Source organism: Novosphingopyxis sp., from assembly GCF_965218915.1.
In the GTDB taxonomy this organism is placed as follows: Bacteria; Pseudomonadota; Alphaproteobacteria; order Sphingomonadales; family Sphingomonadaceae; genus Novosphingopyxis.
This window is the reverse complement of record NZ_OZ244708.1, coordinates 2,583,311-2,605,183: the sequence shown is the minus strand read 5'-3', so window position 1 is coordinate 2,605,183 and position 21,873 is coordinate 2,583,311. Positions and strand designations below refer to the sequence as shown.

The 21,873-nt window shown below is 58.6% G+C and carries 20 protein-coding genes; 16 read left to right on the top strand and 4 right to left on the bottom strand.

The window, feature by feature from the left end:
- Position 1: 1 nt before the first annotated feature.
- Positions 2-1,087 carry a glycosyltransferase family 4 protein gene (locus ACOQPC_RS12295; protein ID WP_420606013.1) on the bottom strand — a complete coding sequence of 362 codons (1,086 nt, stop codon included), beginning with the start codon at positions 1,085-1,087 and terminating at the stop codon, positions 2-4.
- Positions 1,068-2,411, bottom strand: a complete 1,344-nt coding sequence (locus tag ACOQPC_RS12290) for a right-handed parallel beta-helix repeat-containing protein (RefSeq protein ID WP_420606012.1) — start codon at positions 2,409-2,411, stop codon at positions 1,068-1,070. The genes ACOQPC_RS12295 and ACOQPC_RS12290 overlap by 20 nt, the downstream gene beginning before the upstream one ends.
- 460 nt (positions 2,412-2,871) lie before the next feature.
- On the opposite strand from ACOQPC_RS12290, the gene ACOQPC_RS12285 reads away from it, so the two are divergent.
- The 11 genes from ACOQPC_RS12285 to ACOQPC_RS12235 all read left to right on the top strand — a co-directional run bounded on the left by ACOQPC_RS12285 (position 2,872) and on the right by ACOQPC_RS12235 (position 12,975).
- Positions 2,872-4,896 (top strand): acyltransferase family protein, encoded by a 2,025-nt coding sequence (locus ACOQPC_RS12285; RefSeq protein ID WP_420606011.1) that lies wholly within the window; start codon positions 2,872-2,874, stop codon positions 4,894-4,896.
- Between the two features lie 115 nt (positions 4,897-5,011).
- Positions 5,012-5,782, top strand: coding sequence for a cephalosporin hydroxylase family protein (locus ACOQPC_RS12280; protein ID WP_420606010.1), 771 nt, complete (start codon positions 5,012-5,014; stop codon positions 5,780-5,782).
- A 24-nt stretch (positions 5,783-5,806) separates the two neighbouring features.
- Positions 5,807-6,580 (top strand): glucose-1-phosphate cytidylyltransferase, encoded by a 774-nt coding sequence (gene rfbF / locus ACOQPC_RS12275; protein WP_420606009.1) that lies wholly within the window; start codon positions 5,807-5,809, stop codon positions 6,578-6,580.
- 6 nt (positions 6,581-6,586) lie between these two features.
- Positions 6,587-7,648, top strand: coding sequence for a CDP-glucose 4,6-dehydratase (gene rfbG, locus ACOQPC_RS12270; RefSeq protein WP_420606008.1), 1,062 nt, complete (start codon positions 6,587-6,589; stop codon positions 7,646-7,648).
- Positions 7,645-8,910 carry a methyltransferase domain-containing protein gene (locus tag ACOQPC_RS12265; RefSeq protein ID WP_420606007.1) on the top strand — a complete coding sequence of 422 codons (1,266 nt, stop codon included), beginning with the start codon at positions 7,645-7,647 and terminating at the stop codon, positions 8,908-8,910. The genes rfbG and ACOQPC_RS12265 overlap by 4 nt, the downstream gene beginning before the upstream one ends.
- Complete coding sequence (rfbC, locus tag ACOQPC_RS12260) at positions 8,910-9,446, top strand: dTDP-4-dehydrorhamnose 3,5-epimerase (RefSeq protein WP_420606006.1); 537 nt, start codon at positions 8,910-8,912, stop codon at positions 9,444-9,446. The genes ACOQPC_RS12265 and rfbC overlap by 1 nt, the downstream gene beginning before the upstream one ends.
- A 73-nt stretch (positions 9,447-9,519) precedes the next feature.
- Positions 9,520-9,750 carry a glycosyltransferase family 2 protein gene (locus tag ACOQPC_RS12255; RefSeq protein WP_420608138.1) on the top strand — a complete coding sequence of 77 codons (231 nt, stop codon included), beginning with the start codon at positions 9,520-9,522 and terminating at the stop codon, positions 9,748-9,750.
- Positions 9,743-10,546, top strand: a complete 804-nt coding sequence (locus ACOQPC_RS12250; protein WP_420606005.1) for an NAD-dependent epimerase/dehydratase family protein — start codon at positions 9,743-9,745, stop codon at positions 10,544-10,546. The genes ACOQPC_RS12255 and ACOQPC_RS12250 overlap by 8 nt, the downstream gene beginning before the upstream one ends.
- A complete protein-coding gene (locus tag ACOQPC_RS12245) occupies positions 10,543-11,073 on the top strand; it encodes an acyltransferase (RefSeq protein WP_420606004.1) in 531 nt (176 codons plus the stop codon). The genes ACOQPC_RS12250 and ACOQPC_RS12245 overlap by 4 nt, the downstream gene beginning before the upstream one ends.
- Positions 11,070-11,963 (top strand): glycosyltransferase family 2 protein, encoded by an 894-nt coding sequence (locus ACOQPC_RS12240; protein WP_420606003.1) that lies wholly within the window; start codon positions 11,070-11,072, stop codon positions 11,961-11,963. Before ACOQPC_RS12245 ends, ACOQPC_RS12240 begins: the two co-directional genes overlap by 4 nt.
- A gap of 79 nt (positions 11,964-12,042) precedes the next feature.
- Positions 12,043-12,975, top strand: a complete 933-nt coding sequence (locus tag ACOQPC_RS12235; protein ID WP_420606002.1) for a glycosyltransferase family 2 protein — start codon at positions 12,043-12,045, stop codon at positions 12,973-12,975.
- Here ACOQPC_RS12235 and ACOQPC_RS12230 read toward each other — a convergent pair.
- Both ACOQPC_RS12230 and ACOQPC_RS12225 read right to left on the bottom strand, forming a co-directional pair.
- On the bottom strand, positions 12,972-13,931 hold the full coding sequence (locus ACOQPC_RS12230) for a glycosyltransferase family 2 protein (protein ID WP_420606001.1): 960 nt from the start codon (positions 13,929-13,931) through the stop codon (positions 12,972-12,974). The genes ACOQPC_RS12235 and ACOQPC_RS12230 overlap by 4 nt on opposite strands.
- Positions 13,932-14,073: 142 nt before the next feature.
- Positions 14,074-14,913, bottom strand: coding sequence for an FkbM family methyltransferase (locus ACOQPC_RS12225; protein WP_420608137.1), 840 nt, complete (start codon positions 14,911-14,913; stop codon positions 14,074-14,076).
- 440 nt (positions 14,914-15,353) lie between these two features.
- On the opposite strand from ACOQPC_RS12225, the gene ACOQPC_RS12220 reads away from it, so the two are divergent.
- The 5 genes from ACOQPC_RS12220 to ACOQPC_RS12200 all read left to right on the top strand — a co-directional run bounded on the left by ACOQPC_RS12220 (position 15,354) and on the right by ACOQPC_RS12200 (position 21,873).
- A complete protein-coding gene (locus tag ACOQPC_RS12220; protein WP_420606000.1) occupies positions 15,354-16,445 on the top strand; it encodes a hypothetical protein in 1,092 nt (363 codons plus the stop codon).
- Positions 16,445-18,490, top strand: coding sequence for a PQQ-binding-like beta-propeller repeat protein (locus ACOQPC_RS12215; protein ID WP_420605999.1), 2,046 nt, complete (start codon positions 16,445-16,447; stop codon positions 18,488-18,490). Before ACOQPC_RS12220 ends, ACOQPC_RS12215 begins: the two co-directional genes overlap by 1 nt.
- A gap of 16 nt (positions 18,491-18,506) precedes the next feature.
- Positions 18,507-19,772, top strand: a complete 1,266-nt coding sequence (locus tag ACOQPC_RS12210) for an MFS transporter (protein ID WP_420605998.1) — start codon at positions 18,507-18,509, stop codon at positions 19,770-19,772.
- Between the two features lie 140 nt (positions 19,773-19,912).
- Positions 19,913-20,308, top strand: coding sequence for a c-type cytochrome (locus tag ACOQPC_RS12205; RefSeq protein ID WP_420605997.1), 396 nt, complete (start codon positions 19,913-19,915; stop codon positions 20,306-20,308).
- Positions 20,305-21,873, top strand: coding sequence for a class I adenylate-forming enzyme family protein (locus ACOQPC_RS12200; protein ID WP_420605996.1), 1,569 nt, complete (start codon positions 20,305-20,307; stop codon positions 21,871-21,873). The genes ACOQPC_RS12205 and ACOQPC_RS12200 overlap by 4 nt, the downstream gene beginning before the upstream one ends.

Genomic DNA, 21,873 nt, shown 5'->3' with positions numbered 1-21,873 from the left:
TCTATTTCACCGGCGGCAGTGCCTCGCGGCAAGCCGCGAGAAAATCGTCACGATATAGCGGCTTGTCCGCCCAGCTTTCGATCGCTCGCCGACGCATGGTCGCAAACGCGGCCGGGTCCGCCAGCAGACGCTCGATCTCCGCTTGCGCCTGCTCCGGCGAGCGGATGACGATACCGTTGCTTCCGCCGCGCACATAATGCGCCGCCTCGCCGACCGGCGTTGTCACCGGCACCAGACCCAGTTGCATCGCCTCGACGAGCGACATGGCCATTCCCTCCGCGGTGCTGGTGAGCAGAAAGAACGATGCCTCGCGAGCCCGTTCGAAAATCGCGGCGCGCGTTGCCGGCCCGGCGAAGGTGATCGCCTGATCCTGCCCGAGCATGGCGGATTGCGCCCGCAGCCGCCGTTCATCCCCGCCATCGGGCCCGATAATCGTATAGCGCGCGCCGGCATGACGCTCGCGAATATGTCCGAAGATCCGGATCGCCTGGGACAATCTCTTGCGCGGGTGCAGACGCCCCCATGACAGGAAGCCGGGCGAGGGCGTTTCGGGCGAACGCGGCGTTATCCTGTCGGTCAGAAATGAAATTACCCGGATGTCTGGGGCGCGTTTCGATCCGAGGCGCTGCGCCGCGGTGGACCGACTGTCCGCGAAAATTCCGCTTGAAAGCGCCGCGGTCGCGCGGGTGACGAACCGATCGAGAAGATGCGCGTCTTCGCTGTTGTGCAGAAACAGGATCAGACGCGTGCGCGGTCGCAGCAATTTCATCACGATGCCGACCAGACAACTTCGCCATAGCGAGACGACGATCATCGTCGGTCGCAGCGGCAGCAATGCGCGAATCATTTGCCAATAGGCGCCGGGTGCATTTTCCGACCGGATACCGGTCGTCAGCGCATCGGGATCGGTCCGTTCATCCCCCTTGTCGGCCAGAAACGCCTTGCTCAGGCGCAGTCCGGGATAGGCGCCGGATGCAACGGTTGCCGCGGCAATCTCGACCCCGCCGATTCCGTCATAGGGAATGAGGTGGACCACCAACGGCGGCGCATCCGCAACAGCCATCCGGTCATATCCCGGTGCGGGCAACACGCGTTCCATTGACGATCAGATCACCCTCGAAACGCGAACCGCTGAGCACGACCGGCCCGGAGATGACCGTGGTCCCGCGATAGGTGCCGCGCGGCTTGCCCTTCTTCGCGGCGCGCTGTTGCATCGTGCAGTCCCGGTAGATCGCATATTTGCTCCATGGCAACACCGCGCCATGCCTCAGGACGAAGCGGCATTTATCGAACAGCATTCCTTGCGCCGAGGCAAGATCGGCGATCGGGCCGTTCTCGCGCGGAAGATAGGCGGGCTGCCGCAAGCTGTCATCCGGAACGTCGGTGAACAGGCAGTCGGTGAACCGGGTTGCCTGCTCGCCGGTGGGATCGCTGAAACAGCGCACGATCGAACCCACGAATTTGCATCGCTCGAACGCGAAATAGGGCTTTTGCGGCCAGACTCCCCACGCGGATGTGGCCAGAAACCGGCAGTCGCGAAAAGTGACATTGGCGCTGTTTCCCGAATCCGCAACCATGCCTACGCCGCTATTGTCCGCGAAGCGACAACGGTCGAACGTCAGGCGGCGAACCTGTTTGCCGCGATGGGCTTCGATATCGACGCCCGCGCCGGGAGGGCTGAACAAATCCGCCTTGCCGGTGTGACTGAAATCGCAGTCGGCAAAGGCGTAATCGCGGCCGCCCACGGCGCTAACGCCCTGGCGACCGTTATACTGAGCGCGCACATTTTCGAACCGACCGCCGCTTTTCCGGTCCATATCCGCGCCATCCAAGTAGACGCCGTCCTGCCCGTGGTGATGCGTGTAGAGGTTGCGGACGAATTCCGGTCCGCTATTGTCGCGCAGGCGCAGCCCGCTTGCCGGGATCTGCCAGCCTTTATCGCCATAACGGCCACCGATGATCATCTCGCCAAGATTGCCATCGAGTTCGAGATCGCGAATCTCCACCGGACCGCTGCATTTCTCGATCAATATCATGCTCTCGTAAGGCGTCGCTCTCTCACCAGGAGCGGCATAGGGCATGTCATGGAAATGCGCCTGACCGGTGGCGGCATCGAAGGTGCCGTAGCGCAAGCCGGCGGCACAGCGCAGCCGCGCGCCATTGCCTAAAATCCGCACCGGCCTGGTGCAACCGCTGATCTCGAGCAGCTTTTCGGGGCGAAAGGAAAAGCGATCCGGGACCGTAGCCATGCGCTGCTGCTTGCCCACGATATAGGTGGTGCGGCGGAGCATGATCGTCCCGCCGCCGTCGCGGTTGATCCGGTCTGCCAGCCGAGCGAAGGCCGCGCTGTCATTGGTCCTGCCGTCGCCTTTCGCGCCGAATGCTTCCGGGGTTAGCGCGCCGTCGTCCAAGCTTGCGCTTTTGCCGGTGGTTCCCAGCAAAACAAAAAGGGCCGTGCAACCGGGAACAGCGATCAGCTTACGCCGAGATATCCGTCCGGTGAAATGCGATGCGGACGTCGCATGAGAAATGCCGTTATAAATCATCTATTTGCTAGATAAAAGCGTATGGGACCGCGCAGATATCGCGGAACCGCACACCGCTGCGGGTTGGGGGTGTATAAGCCATTCCGGTTCATATTTAACGACGCATGTCAGAACTGTCGATGTGGAATTACCATAGACCGCGTGCGATTTTCGCTATGCGGCAGTGAGGATTTTCGATCGAGGTAACCCGTTCGCGGGATTAATCTTATCCGTCGATGACGGGTTGCGGCCTGGCGGTTTATTTTTCGAAGCGAACGGTTATTGCGGCATCCCGTCCGGTCTGTCAGTGGGGCCATTCGCGATACAACGGAAGATACCCGTCTCGATGTTCCAGCGTAATCCAGCCGCGGCGGCATCGAAGAAATCCTATCGTCCCGACATAGATGGATTACGCGCCGTGGCGGTGGTCTCGGTGATGCTTTATCACGCAGGCTTCCAGCTCTTTTCAGGCGGTTTCGTCGGCGTCGACATCTTCTTCGTCATAAGCGGATATCTGATCGGTGGTATTATCTACGGCGATATGAAAGATGGAGCTTTCAGTTTTGCCAGCTTCTATACGCGCCGTGTCCGCCGTATCCTTCCCGCACTGCTGACCGTGTTGGCGGTCGTATTGTTGGGCGGGATTCTCCTGTTCACGCCGATAGAACTCGGTCGCTTGGGCGGGTCGGCGGTCGCGAGTGTTACCGGTCTGTCCAACGTGCTGTTCTGGCAGGAGACCGATTATTTTGCGCCGGGTGCGGACCGGAACCCGCTGTTGATGACCTGGTCGCTGAGCGTCGAAGAGCAATTCTACGTCCTGCTGCCGTTAACGTTTCTTGCGATGCGGCGCTGGGCTCGCCGGTATCTGACGGCCTCCGTCGCCCTCCTTTGCTTAGCGTCGCTGGCGCTTTCATTCGTGGCGACCGAAACCTCTCCTGCGGCAGCCTTCTACCTTTTGCCGACCAGAGCGTGGGAACTCGGCGCCGGGGTTTTGCTGGCTATCGATGAAAACGACCGTGGAACGCTCGCGGAGCGCTTTCCAAGATTATCTGCGGCTCTGCCCGTCTTAGGGCTCGCAATGATTCTCGTGGCGATATTTCTGTTCGATTATCGCACGCCCTTCCCCGGCCTTGCGGCGATTATCCCCGTTCTTGGCGCGGTGTTGATCATCGCCGGCAAGAACGGAATGGTGAAGGCGCTGCTTTCGCTTCAGCCGATCCTCTTTATCGGCCTGATTTCTTACAGTCTTTACCTCTGGCACTGGCCGATTCTCGCGGGCATGCGGCTTGTTGCGAATCGGACCGTGCACGACCATTTGGCGGATTTATCCGGCAGCGAGGCGGCGACGGCTCTGATCGCTGCGCTGGTCCTGGCGTCGATCACGTGGCGTTTCGTCGAAGTTCCGTTCCGGCGCTCGCGGCTAACAGGCCGCCATTTGCTTATCGCCTCGGTGGCGGCAGCCTTGGCGATCGGTCTCCCGGCAGCGGCCATGGCCGTCTACCCCGCAACGCTCTCTCCCTATTCCGGGGAGGGCATCACGTCCGATAAAGGCAACAGGAATTGCATAGTGGGATATGGCGACTCCAATCTCCCTACCAAATCCCAATGTAATCCTGAAGGAGCCACGATCGCTTTGTTGGGCGACAGTCACGCGAACGCCTTGGCGCTCGGGCTTCGTGATTGGGCCGCCAATCATAATAGGGCTGTAGCGGAGGTCACGAAATCCGCATGTCCGCCCCTCGTGGGCTTTACGTCACCAAATATCATGCAACCGCACCATGCGCGCGACTGTGCGATATTCAACCGAGCCGCCCTGAAACGCGTGACTGCGGCGAACGACATCAAACTCGTGGTTATTACCGGATATTGGTCAGCCTATATCGACGAAGCGTCTATCGTCAGAAATGGCGATTACGCCGATCGGCAATCGGCTGGCACCAACGAGCGAAATCTGTTTGCGGGGCTGGAGCGTGAAATCGCCGCTTTGCGCGCCGCCGGCAAAGATGTACTGCTGCTGGGCGATGTGCCGACCTATAGGTTCAACGTGCCAACGGAACTCCTGGCGGCCGAAATTCCGCTTCGCAAGCGGGTCTCGGAAATGACTGTCGGCCCCCGGATCAAATCCGGAAAGGTCGCCGCCGTCAAGACGGTCTCCGATAAGGCGAATGCAGCGATCGAACGTCTGGCCCATCGCGATACCGGCATACAGGCCATTCTATTGGCGCCGCTCCTCTGCCGGAACGGATCGTGCGACGTCGCGGTAGGACGGCAATCGCTATACATCGACAATAACCACCTTTCAGCGGCAGGGGCGAAACTCGTTTTCGATCGAATGGAGCAGCAACGGTTTCGTCTGCTGCCCCGCCAATAGGCATCGTAGCAGGGCCGTTTCATTCTCCGTCGGCAAATTATCAAACCGCCCGGCATGGGACTATACATCTGAAAAAACTCTGTTAGGCGGAGCCCATTCGATTTCGGGAGTTGCTATGAAAACGGTCATTGATGAAACACGGGCTACGGTCACCGTCATTGACGAAAATGGATCGGAAAAGTCGCATCCGATGGAGAGTGCCGCCGCCTTCGAAGCTGCTTCCAAGGCATGGCTGCGCGCCGGCTGGGACGCGAAGCACGTCTACAGCTTCACCTGGATGGGACGTCCGATCATCCAACTGCCCGAGGATATGGTGCGGTTGCAGGAACTGATCTGGACCGAGAAGCCCGATGTGATTATCGAAACCGGCGTTGCGCATGGCGGGTCGCTGATCTTCTATGCCTCGCTGTTCGAGGCGATGGGGCATGGCCGGGTGATCGGCATCGACATCGAGATACGCGCGCATAATCGCGAGGCGATCGAGGCGCATTCGATGATGAAGCGGATCGAACTCGTCGAAGGGTCCTCGATCGCGGGCGACACGGTCGCCAAGGTCAAGTCCCTCGTCGAGGACGGCGAAAAGGTGATGGTGATCCTCGATTCGAACCATCTTCACGATCACGTCCTGGACGAACTGCGCGCCTATGCTCCATTGGTGGGGCTAGGCGATTATATCGTCGCAACCGACGGCATCATGCAGCAGGTCGTCGGTGCTCCGCGTAGCGCTCCCGGCTGGGACAAGGACAATCCGCAGGAAGCGGCGCGCAATTTCGTCGCGGAAAATCCAGATTTCGAGATCGAGGAACCGGAATGGCTGTTCAACGAGGGATTGGTGCGCGAGCGCGTGACCTATTGGCCCGGCTGCTATGTAAAGCGCATCCGCTGAATTGAGCGTCCAGATGGAGTTGACATGAAAACCGTCCTTCTCGCAGGCGGCCTTGGTTCACGCCTTTCCGAAGAAACGCACACCCGGCCCAAGCCGATGGTCGAAATCGGTGGCATGCCGATCCTGTGGCACATCATGATGATGTACAGCCGCCATGGCTTCAAGGATTTCATCATCTGCCTCGGTTACAAAGGCTATTTCATCAAGGAATATTTCGCCAATTTCGTATTGCATCGGTCCGATCTGAAAATCGATCTGACCAGGCAATCGATCGAATATTTTCGTCGCGATGACGTACCGGATTGGCGGATCACGCTGGTCGACACCGGGGCTGACACCATGACGGGCGGCCGTCTGAAGCGGATCGGCGACTTGCTCGATCCCGACGAACCTTTTTGCATGACCTACGGCGACGGAGTGTCCGATATCGACCTGACCGCGCTGACCGCATTTCATAAATCGCACGGGCGCGATGCGACGGTGACGGCCGTGCGTCCGCCGGGGCGCTACGGCGCGACCGTCATCGAAGGCGACCGCGTCGTGCGTTTCGAGGAGAAGCCCGCCGGCGATGGCGGCCGCATCAACGGAGGCTTTTTCGTCCTCCATCCGCGCGTGCTCGATCGGATCGCCGACGATTCGACCTCTTGGGAGCTGGAACCGTTGACCGGACTTGCCGCCGATGGAGAGCTCGCCGCCTATCAGCATGACGGTTTTTGGCAACCGATGGATACACTGCGCGATCGCACCCGGCTCGAGGCTTTGTGGAACGGTGGCGATCCGCCGTGGAAGAGCTGGTAGCTATTCATGAGCAACCCCAGGCGTGATTTCTGGAACGGTCGCCGTGTCCTGCTGACCGGGCATACCGGGTTCAAGGGATCTTGGACGGCGCTGTGGCTGAAGCGGCTTGGCGCCGAGGTGTCGGGCTTCGCGCTCGTGCCGGAAACCGAACCCAGCCTGTGGCGGCAGGTGGGCGATGGCTTGCTGGCGCACGAGACGATCGCCGATATTGCCGACCGCGTCGCGCTTGCCGATGCGATCGATCGCGCGCGCCCCCAGATCGTGTTGCACATGGCGGCGCAGGCGCTGGTGCGCACAGGTTATCGAGATCCGATCGATACGATGGCGACGAACGCAATGGGCACGGCCTATTTGCTGGAAGCTTTGCGTGATCGCCCTTCGCTTGAGGCGGTGCTGGTCGTGACCACGGACAAGGTTTACGCCAATTCCGATACCGGACGCGACTTTGTGGAAAGCGATCCGCTTGGCGGTCATGATCCCTATTCGGCGTCCAAGGCGGCAGCCGAGATCATGACCGCGAGCTATGCCGCATCCTATTTCGCTCGATCCGGGGTCGGCGTCGCCACTGCCCGCGCGGGAAACGTGATCGGCGGCGGCGACTGGTCCGCGGATCGTCTGGTCCCGGACATCTGGCGGGCGGCGAAAAGCGAGATCCCGCTCAAGCTGCGTTATCCGGGCGCCACGCGTCCATGGCAGCATGTTTTGGAGCCGGTTGCGGGCTATTTATGCTACCTCGAAGCGCTGGCCGTGGACAAGGCGGTGCCGCCGACACTCAATTTTGGTCCCTATCCGCAGGGCGGCGCGACCGTCGCGCAAGTCGCCGAGTCGATGAGCAAGGCGCTGGGGGTGGACACGGCCTGGGAGCGCGATGTTGGTGATCATCCGCGAGAAAGCGCGCTGCTTTCGCTCGACCCATCGCTTGCTGGAAAAAACCTGGGCTGGAAGCCGCGGCTCGATCAGGCGGCAACGCTCGATTGGACCGCCGACTGGTATGCGCGCCACCGAGAGGGCGAGGATGCAACCGGGCTTTGCTTTTCGCAAATCGACCGATATGAGGCGCTCGCATGAACGATATCATCAATGGCGTTTCGGCGAAGGACGGCATTACGCCAACCTGTCAGGGATGCGGCGCGGCGCTCACGCGTACCCTTGTCGACCTGGGGATGCAGCCGCTTGCCAATTCTTATATTCCGCAAGGCCGTGAAGATGCGCCGGAACCGGTCTTTCCGCTCCACGCGCGGGTATGCGACGCCTGTCTTCTCGTGCAGGTCGATAGCGTCGCACCGCCCGAAGACATTTTTGTCGATTACGCCTATTTCTCCTCCTTTTCCGATAGCTGGCTGGACCATTGCTCGGCCTATGCCGACGCGATGACCGAGCGGTTCGGGCTCGACGAGAATTCGCGGGTCGTCGAAATCGCCAGCAATGACGGCTATATGCTGCAATATTTCGTGGCCAAGGGCATTCCGGTTATGGGGATCGAGCCCGCCGCGAACGTAGCCAAGGTCGCGCAGGAGCGCGGTATCGCGACCGAGGTTGCGTTTTTCGGCCAGGAAACCGCGCGTAGAATGGCCGATGCGGGATGGTCCGCAGACTTGCTGGCGGCGAAAAACGTGCTCGCACACGTGCCCGACATCAACGATTTCGTCGCTGGTATTGCCCTGCTGCTCAAGCCGAACGGCGTTTTTACCGTCGAATTTCCACATCTTCTGAACCTGATCCGCGGTGTTCAGTTCGACACCATTTATCACGAGCATTTCACCTATTTGTCGCTGCTCGCCGTACGAACGATTTTCGAACGTCACGGACTGGAAATTTTCGACGTCGAAAAACAGCCGACCCATGGCGGGTCGCTGCGCGTATTTGCAGGTCTTCGCGGTTCGGACCATGCCGTGCGCGCGAATGTCGCGGCGTTTCTCGACGAAGAGATTGCGGCCGGGCTGGACCGGGGCGAAGGCTATGAGGGCTTCGACGCGAAGGTGCGCGCGGTGAGAGACCAACTCAACGCCTTTCTTGCCGAGGCGCGGGCGAGCGACAAGCAAGTCGTCGCCTATGGCGCGGCGGCGAAGGGCAATACGCTGCTCAATTATTGCGGCGCAACGGCCGACGACATCGCTTTCGCCGTAGACCGCAACCCCGCCAAGCAGAACACGTTGCTGCCCGGAAGCCGCATCCCCGTTAAGCCCGTCGACGCGCTGATCGCGGCGCAACCCGATCATGTGCTCATCCTGCCATGGAATCTGAAGCGCGAGATTACCGCGCAGCTGGATATGGTGCGGGGCTGGGGCGGTGATTTCGTTACCGCGATTCCCGGCATTTCGATCGATTGATGCGAATCGAACCGACCAGGATCGACGGGGTAAAGCTGGTTCGTCTCGATTCGCATGCCGACGAACGTGGCAGTTTCGCGCGGACATATTGCGAGGAGACCTTTGCCGAAGCGGGAATCGATTTTCGCCCTGTGCAGGCCAACCAGTCGCGTAACACCGCCAAGCACACGCTACGCGGGCTGCACTATCAGAATGCGCCGCATGGCGAAGCGAAGCTCGTCGCCTGTCCCGAGGGCCGGATATGGGACGTCGCGCTGGACATGCGTGAGGGGTCGTCAAGCTACCGCCGGTGGCAGGCCTTCGAACTGTCCCGGCAAAATGCGACATCGCTCTATCTGCCGGAAGGGATCGCGCATGGCTTCCTGACGCTGGAGCCGGATACGACGGTCGATTATCTGATGGGATCGCCTTATATGCCGGGCGCCGCAACCGGCATCCGCTGGGACGACCCGGCGATCGGCATCGACTGGCCGGCGCAGCCGGAGGCGATGTCGGAGCGTGATAGCGGCTATGCGCTGCTCGAAGCGGATTCTTGATGCTGTTGGTCACAGGCGCCACCGGGATGATCGGTCGCCGCCTCGTGGCCATCGCTGCGATCCGGTGTTGAACATGCTTTCGCACCCGCTGCTTGTCGCCGCCGTTTCCGCGTATAATGAAACGCGCTGCCTGGAACGTACCATCGCCTCGCTTCTGTCGCAGACTAGGCGCGACTTTGCGGTTCTGGCTTGCGACAATGCGTCGACCGACCGAACCGGGGAGATCGCACGCGCGGCCGCCAAGCGCGACCCAAGGGTGCAATATGTTCAGCATCAGGCCAAGCTGGAGTTCGAGAATGGTTGATGCCACGGTAATAGGCGCATCCGGTTTCGTCGGAGCTGCATTGGTACGGCGCTTGCGCGCTGACGGCATCGATGTGGCCGCGATCGGCCGCGGCGAATCGTTGCCTAGCGGGCTGGGCGATGTATTCTTCTGTGCAGGTCTTACGGCAGATTTTCGCAGTCGCCCGCACGATACGATCGATGCGCATGTGTGCGCGGTCAATCAGATACTCAAGCGTGGTGATTTGTCATCGCTCACCTATTTGTCGTCGACGCGTGTCTATCAGCGGAGCCTGAGCGGTGCCGAAGACGCGACAATTCCCGTCGATCCCAGAGACCCTTCGGATCTCTATAATCTTTCGAAACTGACCGGCGAAGCAATTTGCCTGGCCGATCCCAGATCCTCGATCCGGGCGGTTCGATTGTCGAATGTCTTTGCTGCGCGAGATCGTTCGGAAAACTTTCTGAATTCCGTCGTTCGCGAAGCATTGCATCGCAATGAAGTAACGATCCTCGCCGGCAGAAGCGCGGCGAAGGACTATATCAGCCTGCGCGATGCGGTCGATGCAATTGCTCGAATGCCCATTTGCGCGACAAGTCGGTTGATCAATATCGCAAGTGGACACCAGATATCGAACGAGGTCATCGGCGCGTTGGTAGAAAAGCACCTTGGTGCCGTTGTCCATTATTCAGAAAAAGATACCGGCTCGATTTTTCCGACGGTCGAAGTCAGTCGAATGCGAGAGGAGTTGGCGATCAGACCTGCAGCATTTGTCGACTCCTTTATCGATTATGTTGCCGAGCTTCGTCAGTCATGAAACAATCCGATCGTCCGCATCTGTTTGTCCACCCTTCTGCCTGGATAAGCGATGATGCGCGTATCTTTCCGTCTGAAAGAGGGACGTCGACTTCGATTGGCGCGGAAAGCAAAATCTACGAATTTGTTGTTATCCGGTGCGTTGGTGGCACTGGAGATATAATTATTGGCGATCGCGTCAACATTAATTCCCATTGTGTTTTATACAGTGGCAATGGCATCCGCATTGGGAATGATACGTTAATCGCGGCGGGAACAAGCATAATACCGGCAAATCACGCTATAGAAGATTTGACGCGCCCTATTCGCACTCAAGGTTTTTCGCCAAGTAAAGGGGGTGTCAATATCGGTAATGATGTATGGATAGGAATGAATGTTTCGATATTGGACGGCGTTACTATAGGGGATGGAGCTGTCATCGCTGCGGGTGCAGTGGTTTCAAAATCCGTCGAATCCTATGCTATCTGCGCGGGCATTCCGGCGGTTCCAATTGCATCGCGGACCGACTTCGGCACCGACCTGACATGATAAGCCACCCGTTGCTCGTCGTCGCGATTCCCGCATATAATGAAGCGCGCTACCTGGAACGTACCATCGCCTCGCTCTTGTCGCAGACCTGGCGCGACTTCGCGATTCTGATTTGCGACAACGCGTCGACCGACCGGACCGGGGAGATCGGAAAGGCGGCGGCCGAGCGCGATCCACGGGTGCATTATGTCCGGCACGAAACCAATATCGGCGCGGTCGGCAATTTCAACTATGCGCTGGACGCGACGGACAGCCAATTCTTTATGTGGCTGGGTGCCCATGATATGATCGCACCTGAGTTTCTCGAACGACATATTGGCGCGCTACGAAATGACGACCGGCTGAGCGTATCTTATTCGCTAACGGGATGGATCGATGAACAGGACCGACTTGTCAAAGTCACTGCGGTCAGCAACCTCGCATTCATGCCGCGTTCGGCCATCACACGCTACCTTGCATCGGCGCAAAGGATCAACGAATGCACGGCCATCAATAATGTAATCCGCCGGGCTGATCTAAACCTGGTTCGCTTCCAGAATATAGCAGGAACGGACCATGTGATTCTTTCCCATCTTTTGTATCGAGGCCCCGGCCACTGCATTGCCGAACCGCTTTATTTGCGGCGAGAGCCGCCAAGCGTGCGCGAGGATTATATGCACAGAATGACTGGCGAGCAGGATCTGATGCGTGATTTCACCGCAATAATTCCGCAATATCTTAATGACTTCGATCAATTGACGCGGCAACGCTTGTCGCGATTTTGGGCTCGGCCGATCTTGCGAGCCATTTTGGCGGCACGGTTCGGCCCCAAGCCTGCCGGCTATGTCGCTCGTGCAACAAACAAGGCATTCGCTATTGCGATGGAAGCTTGGCTTCCCTCCGGTCAGTAGGTTTTTTGGATCCAAGAGGGCAGTGATATCCAAAAACTTACAGCCTTGCAGCAACATTAGCTTCGACCGAGGATCAGCGATGTCCATGCTCAGCCAGCTAACCTGCGTCATTCCATCCTATCGCAACCCCGACAGGGTGGGCAGGGCGATCGAGTCGGTTCTCGAACAATCGGGGGTCGACACGCGCGTCATCGTGGTGATCGACGATCAGTGCCGCGCCACCGAGCGACTGGCCGCGTCACTCGGCGAGCGAGTCGAGACGATCTGGAACGAAACCAATCGCGGTGCGCCGTACAGCCGCAATGCCGGCCTCGCGCGAGCCAAAACGCCGTTCGTGATGTTCCTAGACAGCGATGACTGGATCGAAGGGGAGTTGCTCGCCGGCCTGTGCAAAGCGATCGAGAGCCAATCCGCCCAGATCGGGTTCGGCCCATGGCGGCGTTATCTGGACGAAACCGGCATTTACTCCCCGATAAGGCCTGGCCCGACGGGGTTCAGCACCGAAACGCTGTTCTCGCAGTGGCTGCAGGGGAAGTATTTCGTGCCGTGCTGCAGCGTCTTGTGGCGCACCGATGCCCTCAAGGAGATTGGCGGTTGGGATGAGCAGCTGGCCCGCAACCAGGACGGCGAACTGGTTATGAGGGGTCTGCTGAAAGGCCTTCGATTTGCGGTCAGCGACGAAGGCGCCGGCATCTATGTCACGCATGAGGGGGAGCACCGCGTGTCCAAACAGCAGCAAAATTATTCGGCCTTGGTCGAAGTGGTGGACTCGCTCCTTGCGCTCGAAAGCGACCGGGTAAAGCCGGAAGCGGTCAATTCATCGGCGGCCCGGGCATATTATGAGATCGCCCGTCGCGCGTTTCTGGCCGGCGACCCGGTATTGGGGCGGACTGCGTTGGCGCAGGCCCGCGGACTGCGGTTTTTTGGTCATAGCGGTTCGGTACCGGCTCGAATCATCGGGCGGTTTTTGGGACTCGAAAACCGCATTCGGATTGGAAAATTGTTCCCCTAGTTCCGCATCCGTTTCAACGCAGATGTTGCCTTGATACCCGTTTGAGTAATGGATGGCGGTAGATAAGAGAGGATGCGGTACAGCATGGCCCGCCAGCGATATTGATGCTTGGCGTGCCGGAGATTGGTTCGCCCGGCTGTCGGCAGGCCGCGATATAGTGCTCCTCTGACGGACGACAAGATCAAATGCTCGCGCAGCGCGGCAATGTCCGGATGAAGGCTCTTCCGGCGATTGCCGCTGAGAACCTGGTCCAGCAACTCAATCGTCGGAGAGTCCGTGACCGAGTTGCGTATGTGCTCGCTGGACGCGCCGCTGTGCATGATTCCGCCCGTCCTCACCTGATAATAGGAAGTGACCCTTCGCGTGGCCGCAATGATGTGATCGAGAGCAAATCGTGCCCAGAACTCGCTGTCCTCGCTAGGCCATTTTTCCCCAAATCCATCGGTTTCGAGAAACGAGCATCGCCTGATAGCCACCGTCGATGAGTGAGCGACTTCACGTTTCACCCGTTCCTGGAAATAATTTATCAACTGTCCATCGACAGGTTGTGAAGAGGCTTCGGGAAGACTAGCTCCAGCAACGATACGGCGAACACTGGATGTGACCATATCCGCGGTGGGGAAGGCGGTGACCAGTTCAGCCAAGGTGGACAGGTGATTTTCCATCCACCAGTCATCTGCGTCGAGCAACGCCACCCATTCGTTTTCGCATTCGCTGATGGCACGGTTACGCGCGGGACCCGGTCCGGCGTTTGGCTGCTGGATGAGTTTGATCCGGGGATCGTTTATGCTTCTCACCCGAGCGACGCTATCATCGTTGGAGCCATCATCGACGATGACGATCTCGGTAGGCGCTAATGTCTGGGCTTGGATGAGAGCAATCGTCTGCTCCACGAACGCCGCTTTGTTGTAAAGCGGTATCGCCACGGAGAAATTAATGGGAAATTTATCAGCCAAGAAAACCTCAATAAAAACTATAACGGAGAATTGCTAATGATGTGATCAAAGGCTGTCATTTTGCGATGGCCAATCAATTATATAAATAATAATGGGGCTCTCTTCTAGAAGATCAAGAAATTTGCTATTTTTATATTTAGGTTTATACTTTAGGCTTTATGGTAAACGACTGAACAATTTTCTCTAGTTTTTCAGATGGAACCATTAAATAATCGGAAAGTGCCACGCTGCCATGGATGCCTATTTTATCTATCGGCTCAAGCAATAATTCCTCCACGTGATGAACGCGAACCTTCTTGTAGTCCAGATCGACTAAGGTTTTTTCGATATGCTCCTGCCGGTCGATCCGTGCTCGATCTTCCTCCGAGTGGCAGGGCAGAATTTCTACCAACATATAAGGGCGATCGCGCTCAATGAGTGGCTTCAAGCCGTCAATGACATCTGCTTCGGCGCCTTCCACGTCGATTTTAATGATGCCGACGGGCGAAGGAATTCTTTTGTCGGGAATATCGCTGAATGCCAGAACCGCAACGGACCGGGAGCGGGAGCGCATGCCTCGAAAGCCTTCGATTATGGTTGCCCTCGAATCGGTATCGTCCTGATAAATCTGCAGCGAAAATACCGAAGACATGTTGCCAAGTCCCGCAGGAATAATCTCCACATTCAGTTCATTCATGTCGATCAACCTCTGAACAAAGTCTACGCAGGTTGCGTTGGGCTCGAAACCAAGGATGCGCCGTGTACGATCGATGGAGGCGACATTGAGCAAAGTCTGCCCAAGATTGACGCCCACGTCGATAACGGCGCCCTCGGTCAATCGCATCAGAACGGACAAAATGGAAATAATCCAGGGTTCGTGATTTTTGTTGATCTGTCCTCCGATTACAGGAATTTTAAAACGCACGCCGCCGATCTCGCGTATGATGTAGCTAGCGCGCCGCTTTCGGTCTCGATATCGAACCATGCGCTTGAAAATTTTCATCGTCTGCAATTCCAGTTCGTTGGCGCGGCAAGGCTAGGCAAACGCTAGTGCCATTTCCGGCAATGTGTCTTTATTTCATCTTTTCAAAAGGAACGGAATGGTCCGGTCGGCATCGATATCTCATACTGTCATATTAGCAGCGAGTTGCGGGCTGTCTGCCAATTGCACGCATCTTTTCTAGAAGCAAGATGCCACGCGCTTGCCTGAAATGTGACCGAATTAGAGCAGGGTCCAACGAACAGGAGCCGGACGATGAAGCGTAGCAGGTTCGGCCAAGAGCATGGCTTCGCGATTTTTGCAGGCGCGGGGATGGCAGATGTTTTGCGTAAAGGCTCGCTGCGACAGCATCGTGGAGAAAACGGCTGATTTTCCGCACTGTCGATCTATGGACAGGTTTGAGAGAAATGGTATGATGTCTGCAACTCGAGATAGGAGTGGATATGTTTCGTTTCGTCAAGCCTCGGTCGTTCGCCACTGGATTGCCTTGTATAATGACCGCGCTTGGTCTGGCCGGAGTGGCAACATCGGCATCTGCTGCTGCGCAATCAGAATGGAAATGTCCTGAGAATTTTGAACCCAAGGCAGGGTTGAATGTCGATTTTCCGTCAGATGGCGTCGATCGTGCGTTCGTGGTTGTTCCTCCAACCGATGCATCCGGCGCAGCGCCTGTTTGGGTGCCGATGGTCGGCACCGTCGAAGCCACCAATTGGAACCTGTACCGTCTACCCAACGGCCACAACGCCGCGCTCGCCGACGCCGGATATATGGTGATAGCGCCAGTGCGCGAATGCGCCGATCAAGACCCCGATCTCGCAGCGGGCAGATGCAACGGCCCAGGCCATGACGGCTGGAACTGGAATCCGTGGCATGAAGGGCGTGCTACCACCGCGCAAGGCGATCGCTGGAAAACCGATGCAGGTCCGGACGTGCGGTTTCTCGAAGCGATGGTGCGCTGCGTCGGCACCAAATGGAAGCTCGACCGAAAGCGCCTTTATGTCGGCGGAATTTCATCCGGCGGAACCATGACCAATCGCGCTTTGCTGTTTGATTCATCCTTTTGGGGGGGTGGCATGCCTATCTCCGGCGAATGGTACACCACCAGGGATGACGGTTCATCGATGTCGTTCCAGCAGGCGCGTGAATTTGTCGCCGACGATCCCGACAAAATATTCCAAGGCCGGGTCGGTCCATATCCATTACCCAAAAAGCTCGATCCCATGATCGTCATAACGGTGTGGGGCGGGAAGAACGATAAATGGGATTGCGGGCCGCCGATCGGGCTATGTTCCGATTATCGCCCAACCACTCAGGCCGCGTCGAATTATTTCAGCGCACAGTCCAAGATTGTGCATGTCGCTTGCAGCGCAGATCACGGCCATATGTGGCCTCAAGTAAATACGGATGCCTTCAATCTGTGGGCGCTCGAGACGATGGCTTCGCATCCGAAGGGCAGCAACCCGTCGTCATTCAAGCTGACCAAGCCGCCGCAAGGATATCGCTGCAAACTTGGCCGTTTCACGGATCATTATTGATGTTGAAATTGAAAAATGTAGCTCTTTCCTATGGTTTGAGCCGTAAATGGCCTGTTGCGACGCTGATGGGCGCGATGCTGATTTTTGCGGGCACCATCGTGCACGCATCGGCATTTCAACAGCAAAGCACGACGGCTCCATCCGGTCATGTGCCGATCGAAACCGCCGACGGGCAGATTCCGGGAGCCGCTCCGTCGGGCACGCCCAACGGCGAAGAACTCTACAATGCGCGGTGTGCGGCATGCCATGACAATGCCACCGATCGAACGCCGAGCCGTGAAGTGCTGTCCAAAAATCCCGCAAGCTTCATTCTCGCCACCATGCGCAACGGAGCGATGGCTCCCATGGCGGAAGGATTGAGCACTCCCGAGATGGCTGCGATCGCTCAGTATGTCAGTGTCGTCAAGGACGACGACCAGGCGAACGCCGATATCGATCCGGACGAAATTTGGGGTGACGGAGTTGAAGGAACCCCGCTCGATGCTCCGAAATGTTCCGCGTCAGCGATGCCGGTCGATGTCAATGCGGAGGGCGGCTGGAATGGTTGGAGCCCGACCAAGGACAATGCTCGGTTCCAGCGCGATCCGGGCTTGAAACCCGGTGATGTGCCCCGGCTCAAGCTGAAATGGGCGTTCCAGTATCCCGGTGCGAAAAACGGCCAAGCGACGGTACTCGGTGATCGGTTGTTCGTCACGTCGATGTCGGGGGCGGTATACGCGCTGAATGCCCAGACCGGCTGCGTTTACTGGCGCCACGCCGCAACATCGGCGACGCGCACGAGCGTCGCGGTAGCTGCCATGCCCGAAGGATCGCCGGTCAAGACAGCGCTGTTCTTTTCCGACTGGTCGAAGAGTGCGGTCGCTCTCGATGCGGATACCGGCGAGCAGCTTTGGAAGACGGTGATCGACAATCAGCCCGGTCTCCAGATGACGGGATCGGTGACCTATTGGGACGGCAAGCTTTATGTGCCGATCTCATCCGGGAACGAAGCGTTTGCGCAGTCGCCCAATTGGATCTGCTGCAAGTTCCGCGGCGCGGTGGTGGCCCTCGACGCCGCGACCGGCCAGGTGCTGTGGAAGCGCTACACGACCGACGAAGTGCCCAAGCCGTTTAAGAAAAACGACCTCGGCAAGGATTTATGGGGGCCATCCGGCGGAGCGGTCTGGGTGACGCCTACGATCGATCCCGAGCGCAGGCTCGTCTATATCGGCACGTCGAACAGTTACACCGACAAGGAGTATGATAACTCCGATTCGGTAATGGCGCTGGACGCCGATACAGGCGAGGTGCGCTGGGCTCGCCAGCTGACCCCGGACGATAACTATATCGATGGCTGTTATCGCAAACCGAAAGATCGTCCGGCAAATTGCCCGTCACCGCTCGGCCCCGACTTTTCCATCGGAGCGGCGCCGATCCTTCATGATCTTGCAGGCGGGGGGCAGGTGCTGCTGGTGGGCCAGAAATCCGGCATGATCTACGGGCTCGACCCGGCCGACGACGGCGCCAAATTATGGGAACGCAAGCTGAGCGACGGCAGTGCACTGGGCGGGATCGAATTCGGGACCGCGGCCGACGATACGCAGGTTTATGCCGGTGTCTCGGACATAGCGGCTCCCGAACCCAAGCGCGGCGATCCGGGTTTGTGGGCGCTCGATGCGCGAACGGGCGAGGTCGTGTGGAACCAGCCCGGCGCCCCCGACCCGAAATGCCGCTGGAAAAACTGGTGGTGTCATGGAGCGATCAGCCAAGCGATCAGCGTCATCCCGGGCGTCGTTTTCGCCGGCAGTTATGATGGTCATTTTCGCGCCTATGATCGCGACGACGGGCATGTCATCTGGGATGTCGATACCGGTAGCGAACCGGTCAAGGCGCTTAACGGCGAGACGGTCTACGGGGGTGTGATGGATGGTGCCGGCCCCACGATCGCGAACGGCATGGTCTATGTCCATTCGGGCTATGCCGGTCGATCGGGCGCAACCGCCGGCCGCGATCTAAAAAATGCCGATGGCAATGTGCTGATGGCGTTTTCGGTCGACGGCAAATAGCGAAAGGCTTGGAGCATTGGGCGAGGCGGCCATTCCGCCACCCGGTCGAACAGGGCGTTTGCACAGGCGGGGGCTGTTGGCTCCGTTCGGCTATTCCCTGTTCGCCGGCGTATGGCTGACGAACACCATATCCAATTTCGGCGGGCAGATGCAGGCGGTCGGCGCGGCGTGGCTGATGACGTCGCTCACCAGCGATCCCAAGATCATCAGCCTGGTAACGAGCGCGGCCCTGTTGCCCATGCTGTTGTTTTCGCTGGTCGCGGGAGCGGTCGCGGACGCGGTGGACCGACGCCTGGTACTCATCGTGGCGCAGCTGACCATGTTTGCCGCGTCCGCGCTGCTCGCCTGGCTGGCGGTCGAGCAGGCCGTGACCCCGGCAATCCTGATCGGGCTGACGTTTGTGATCGGTTCCGGCTTCGCCTTCAATGCTCCCGCCTGGCAGGCGGCAGTGCGCGACATGGTGCCGATCGGTCATGTCCCCGAGGCGATTTCGCTCAACATCATCGGTTTCAATCTCTCGCGTACCGCGGGTCCGGCGCTTGGCGGAATGGTGGTCGGTTGGGGCGGTGCGCAGGCTTCGTTCATCGTCAATGCGGCAAGCTATGTCGGGCTTCTGGTCGTTCTCGCGCGCTGGTTGCGGTTTGAAAAGCAAGTCTCGCTCGAGCCGCGTGGGCGCATGCTCGGCGCAATCCGCGCGGGACTGGTTCATGTTGCGGTAGCGACCGAGCTTCGCCGCGTCCTGATCCGCGTGACATTGTTCGGCATGGCCTTGGGCGCGCTGCTTGCCCTTATCCCGATTGTTGTCCGCCAGTTGGGAGCTGGCCCCGATAGCATGGGCCTGGTTTTCGGCTGCTCTGGCGGCGGCGCGGTGGTGGGTGCTTTGTTCGCTAATAACTTGCGGTTGCGGTTCGGCATGGAGCCGGTTCTGCGCCTGTCGATTGCTTTGACGGCCGCTGGCATGGCGATCATCGGCGGCAGTAATAATTTGGCGGTCACGGCGGCTGCCGAGGGGCTGACAGGTTTTGCGGCGACGCTTGGCTACACGCTCTTCAATATGGTCATGCAGATCCAGACGCCGCGGCCGCTGCTTGGCCGAGTGATGTCTATCCATCAGATGGCCGCGCTCGGCGGACTGGCGCTCGGCAGCTGGCTTTGGGGGATCGTCGCCGATCCGATCGGGGTCTTCCACACGATCATACTGGCAGCGGTCGCAATGGCGGGAATGCTGATCCTGTCGCTGACGATGCCGCTGTCCTCACTGCTTGCCGAGGAACTCGTATAGCCGAAACGGATGGGCAAACCTATTTTCTCAAAAACATTGTTTCGAGATATGCTAGCTGCTATTTGTGGCGAGAGAGAGCGGATAGATGGTGCGTTTCGCCATGGAAGCCTTCTCGCGTATATGTTGAATGGAGAGGTTTGATGAGGACGACATCGTTATTGCTTGGATCGGCGGGCGCGTTTTTCGCAACGTTTTCGGGAATGCTGATTTCGACGGCGAGTGAGGCTAAAACTGGTTCCACGCCTGTAAAGCCCCCCGTTTTTGCGAAATGCGCGGCTTGTCATAATGTCGTGAAAGGTGGTCCGAATGGCGTGGGTCCAAATTTATACGGGGTCGGCGGTAGGAAGGCCGGGACTGCACGCGGCTACAGTTACTCCGCGGCTTTGAAAAAGAGCGGCGTGACTTGGGGATGGAAGACGCTCGACCGCTATATTGCCGATCCAAATTCGATCGCGCCGGACGGAAAAATGCCGAAAGTGGCCACGACCGAAGCCGATCGAAAAGAAATTATTGCCTATCTCGCCAAGCTGAGATGAGCGTTACGCCTCAGACAATTTCAGATTATGTCGGTCGTTCGTTCGGGACCTTTCCAGAACTTTTTCGCCTCCAGGCTGAAGCGCGGCCCGATCATATCGCAATTATCTGCGGCGATGCAGAAATTACCTATGAGCAACTGGATCGGCGTGCCGACCGCGTGGCTTATGGGTTGCAGCGTGACGGTGTCGTGCTGGGCGGTGTCATTGCCATTTGCTCAGCGAGCAGCATTGATTACGCTGCCATATTTATCGGAACATTGAGGGCCGGCGCTGCAATTTCTCCGCTGGCTCCGTCAGCAACGGCGACGCAGCTGCAGATCATGATTGCCGATAGCGGCGCAAGCCATCTGTTTACCGACGCCGAACTATCGCGTCATCTGCATCCCGTTGCCGATCGCATCGGAGCCCGGCGAATTGAATTGGAAGACAGCGCGGATGGAGAGTCTTTCGCTGACTGGCTTCCTCCGATCGGAGTCATGCCCGAGCCGGTTCAGATCACGCCCGACCAGCCGTTCAACATCATCTATTCGTCGGGGACGACCGGCGCGCCCAAAGGCATCGTGCAATCCTATGCCATGCGCTGGCCGCACAACAACCTGTCCGACCCTCCCGGCTATGGGCCAGACGCCGTCGCGATCATTTCGACCGGTCTCTATTCGAATACGACTTTGGTGAGCTTCATCCCCGCGCTGGCCGGTGGCGGGACGGTCGTGCTGATGCCCAAGTTCGATGCCCGGGAATTTCTGGAGCTGAGCGAGAAATACCGTGTCGGCTTCGCCATGCTGGTGCCGGTTCAGTATCGCCGGATCCTGGACGTCCCGGATTTCAACCGGTTCGATCTGTCGAGCTATTATCTGAAATACGCGACCTCGGCGCCATTTTCGGCCGAGTTGAAGGCAGAGGTGCTGCGGCGTTGGCCCGGCGGCTTGATTGAATATTACGGCATGACCGAGGGTGGCGGCTCCTGCATGCTCGTCGCGCACGAGCACCCTGATAAATTGGCAACGGTCGGTCAGCCGATGCCCGGTCACGACATTAGGGTGATAGGGCCGGATGGGCAAATCATGTCGCCCGGCCAGGTCGGAGAAGTGGTGGGCCGCTCGGCCACGATGATGAACGGTTACCATAACAAGCCCGAACAGTCGGCCGAAGCCGAATGGCATAGTCCCGAAGGCGAGCGTTTCATCCGCACCGGCGACCTCGCCTCGGTCGACGAGGATGGATTCTTTACGCTGATCGGACGGAAGAAGGACATGATCATCTCCGGCGGCGTCAACATCTATCCGATCGATCTGGAGGACGCGTTGACGACGCATCCTTCCGTGCTGGAAGCGGCCGTGATCGGTGCGCTATCCCGGGAATGGGGCGAGACGCCGGTCGGTTTCGTGACGTTAGCGCCCGGTCAGAACACGACCGGCGAGGAACTGCGCGCCCATGCGAATGCCAGACTCGGCAAGACCCAGCGATTGCACGAGGTGCGTGTGGTGGACGATTTGCCGCGCAGCGCGATCGGCAAAATCCTGAAGCGGGAGCTGCTGGAAAAGCTCGCGCGGGAAACAGCTTAG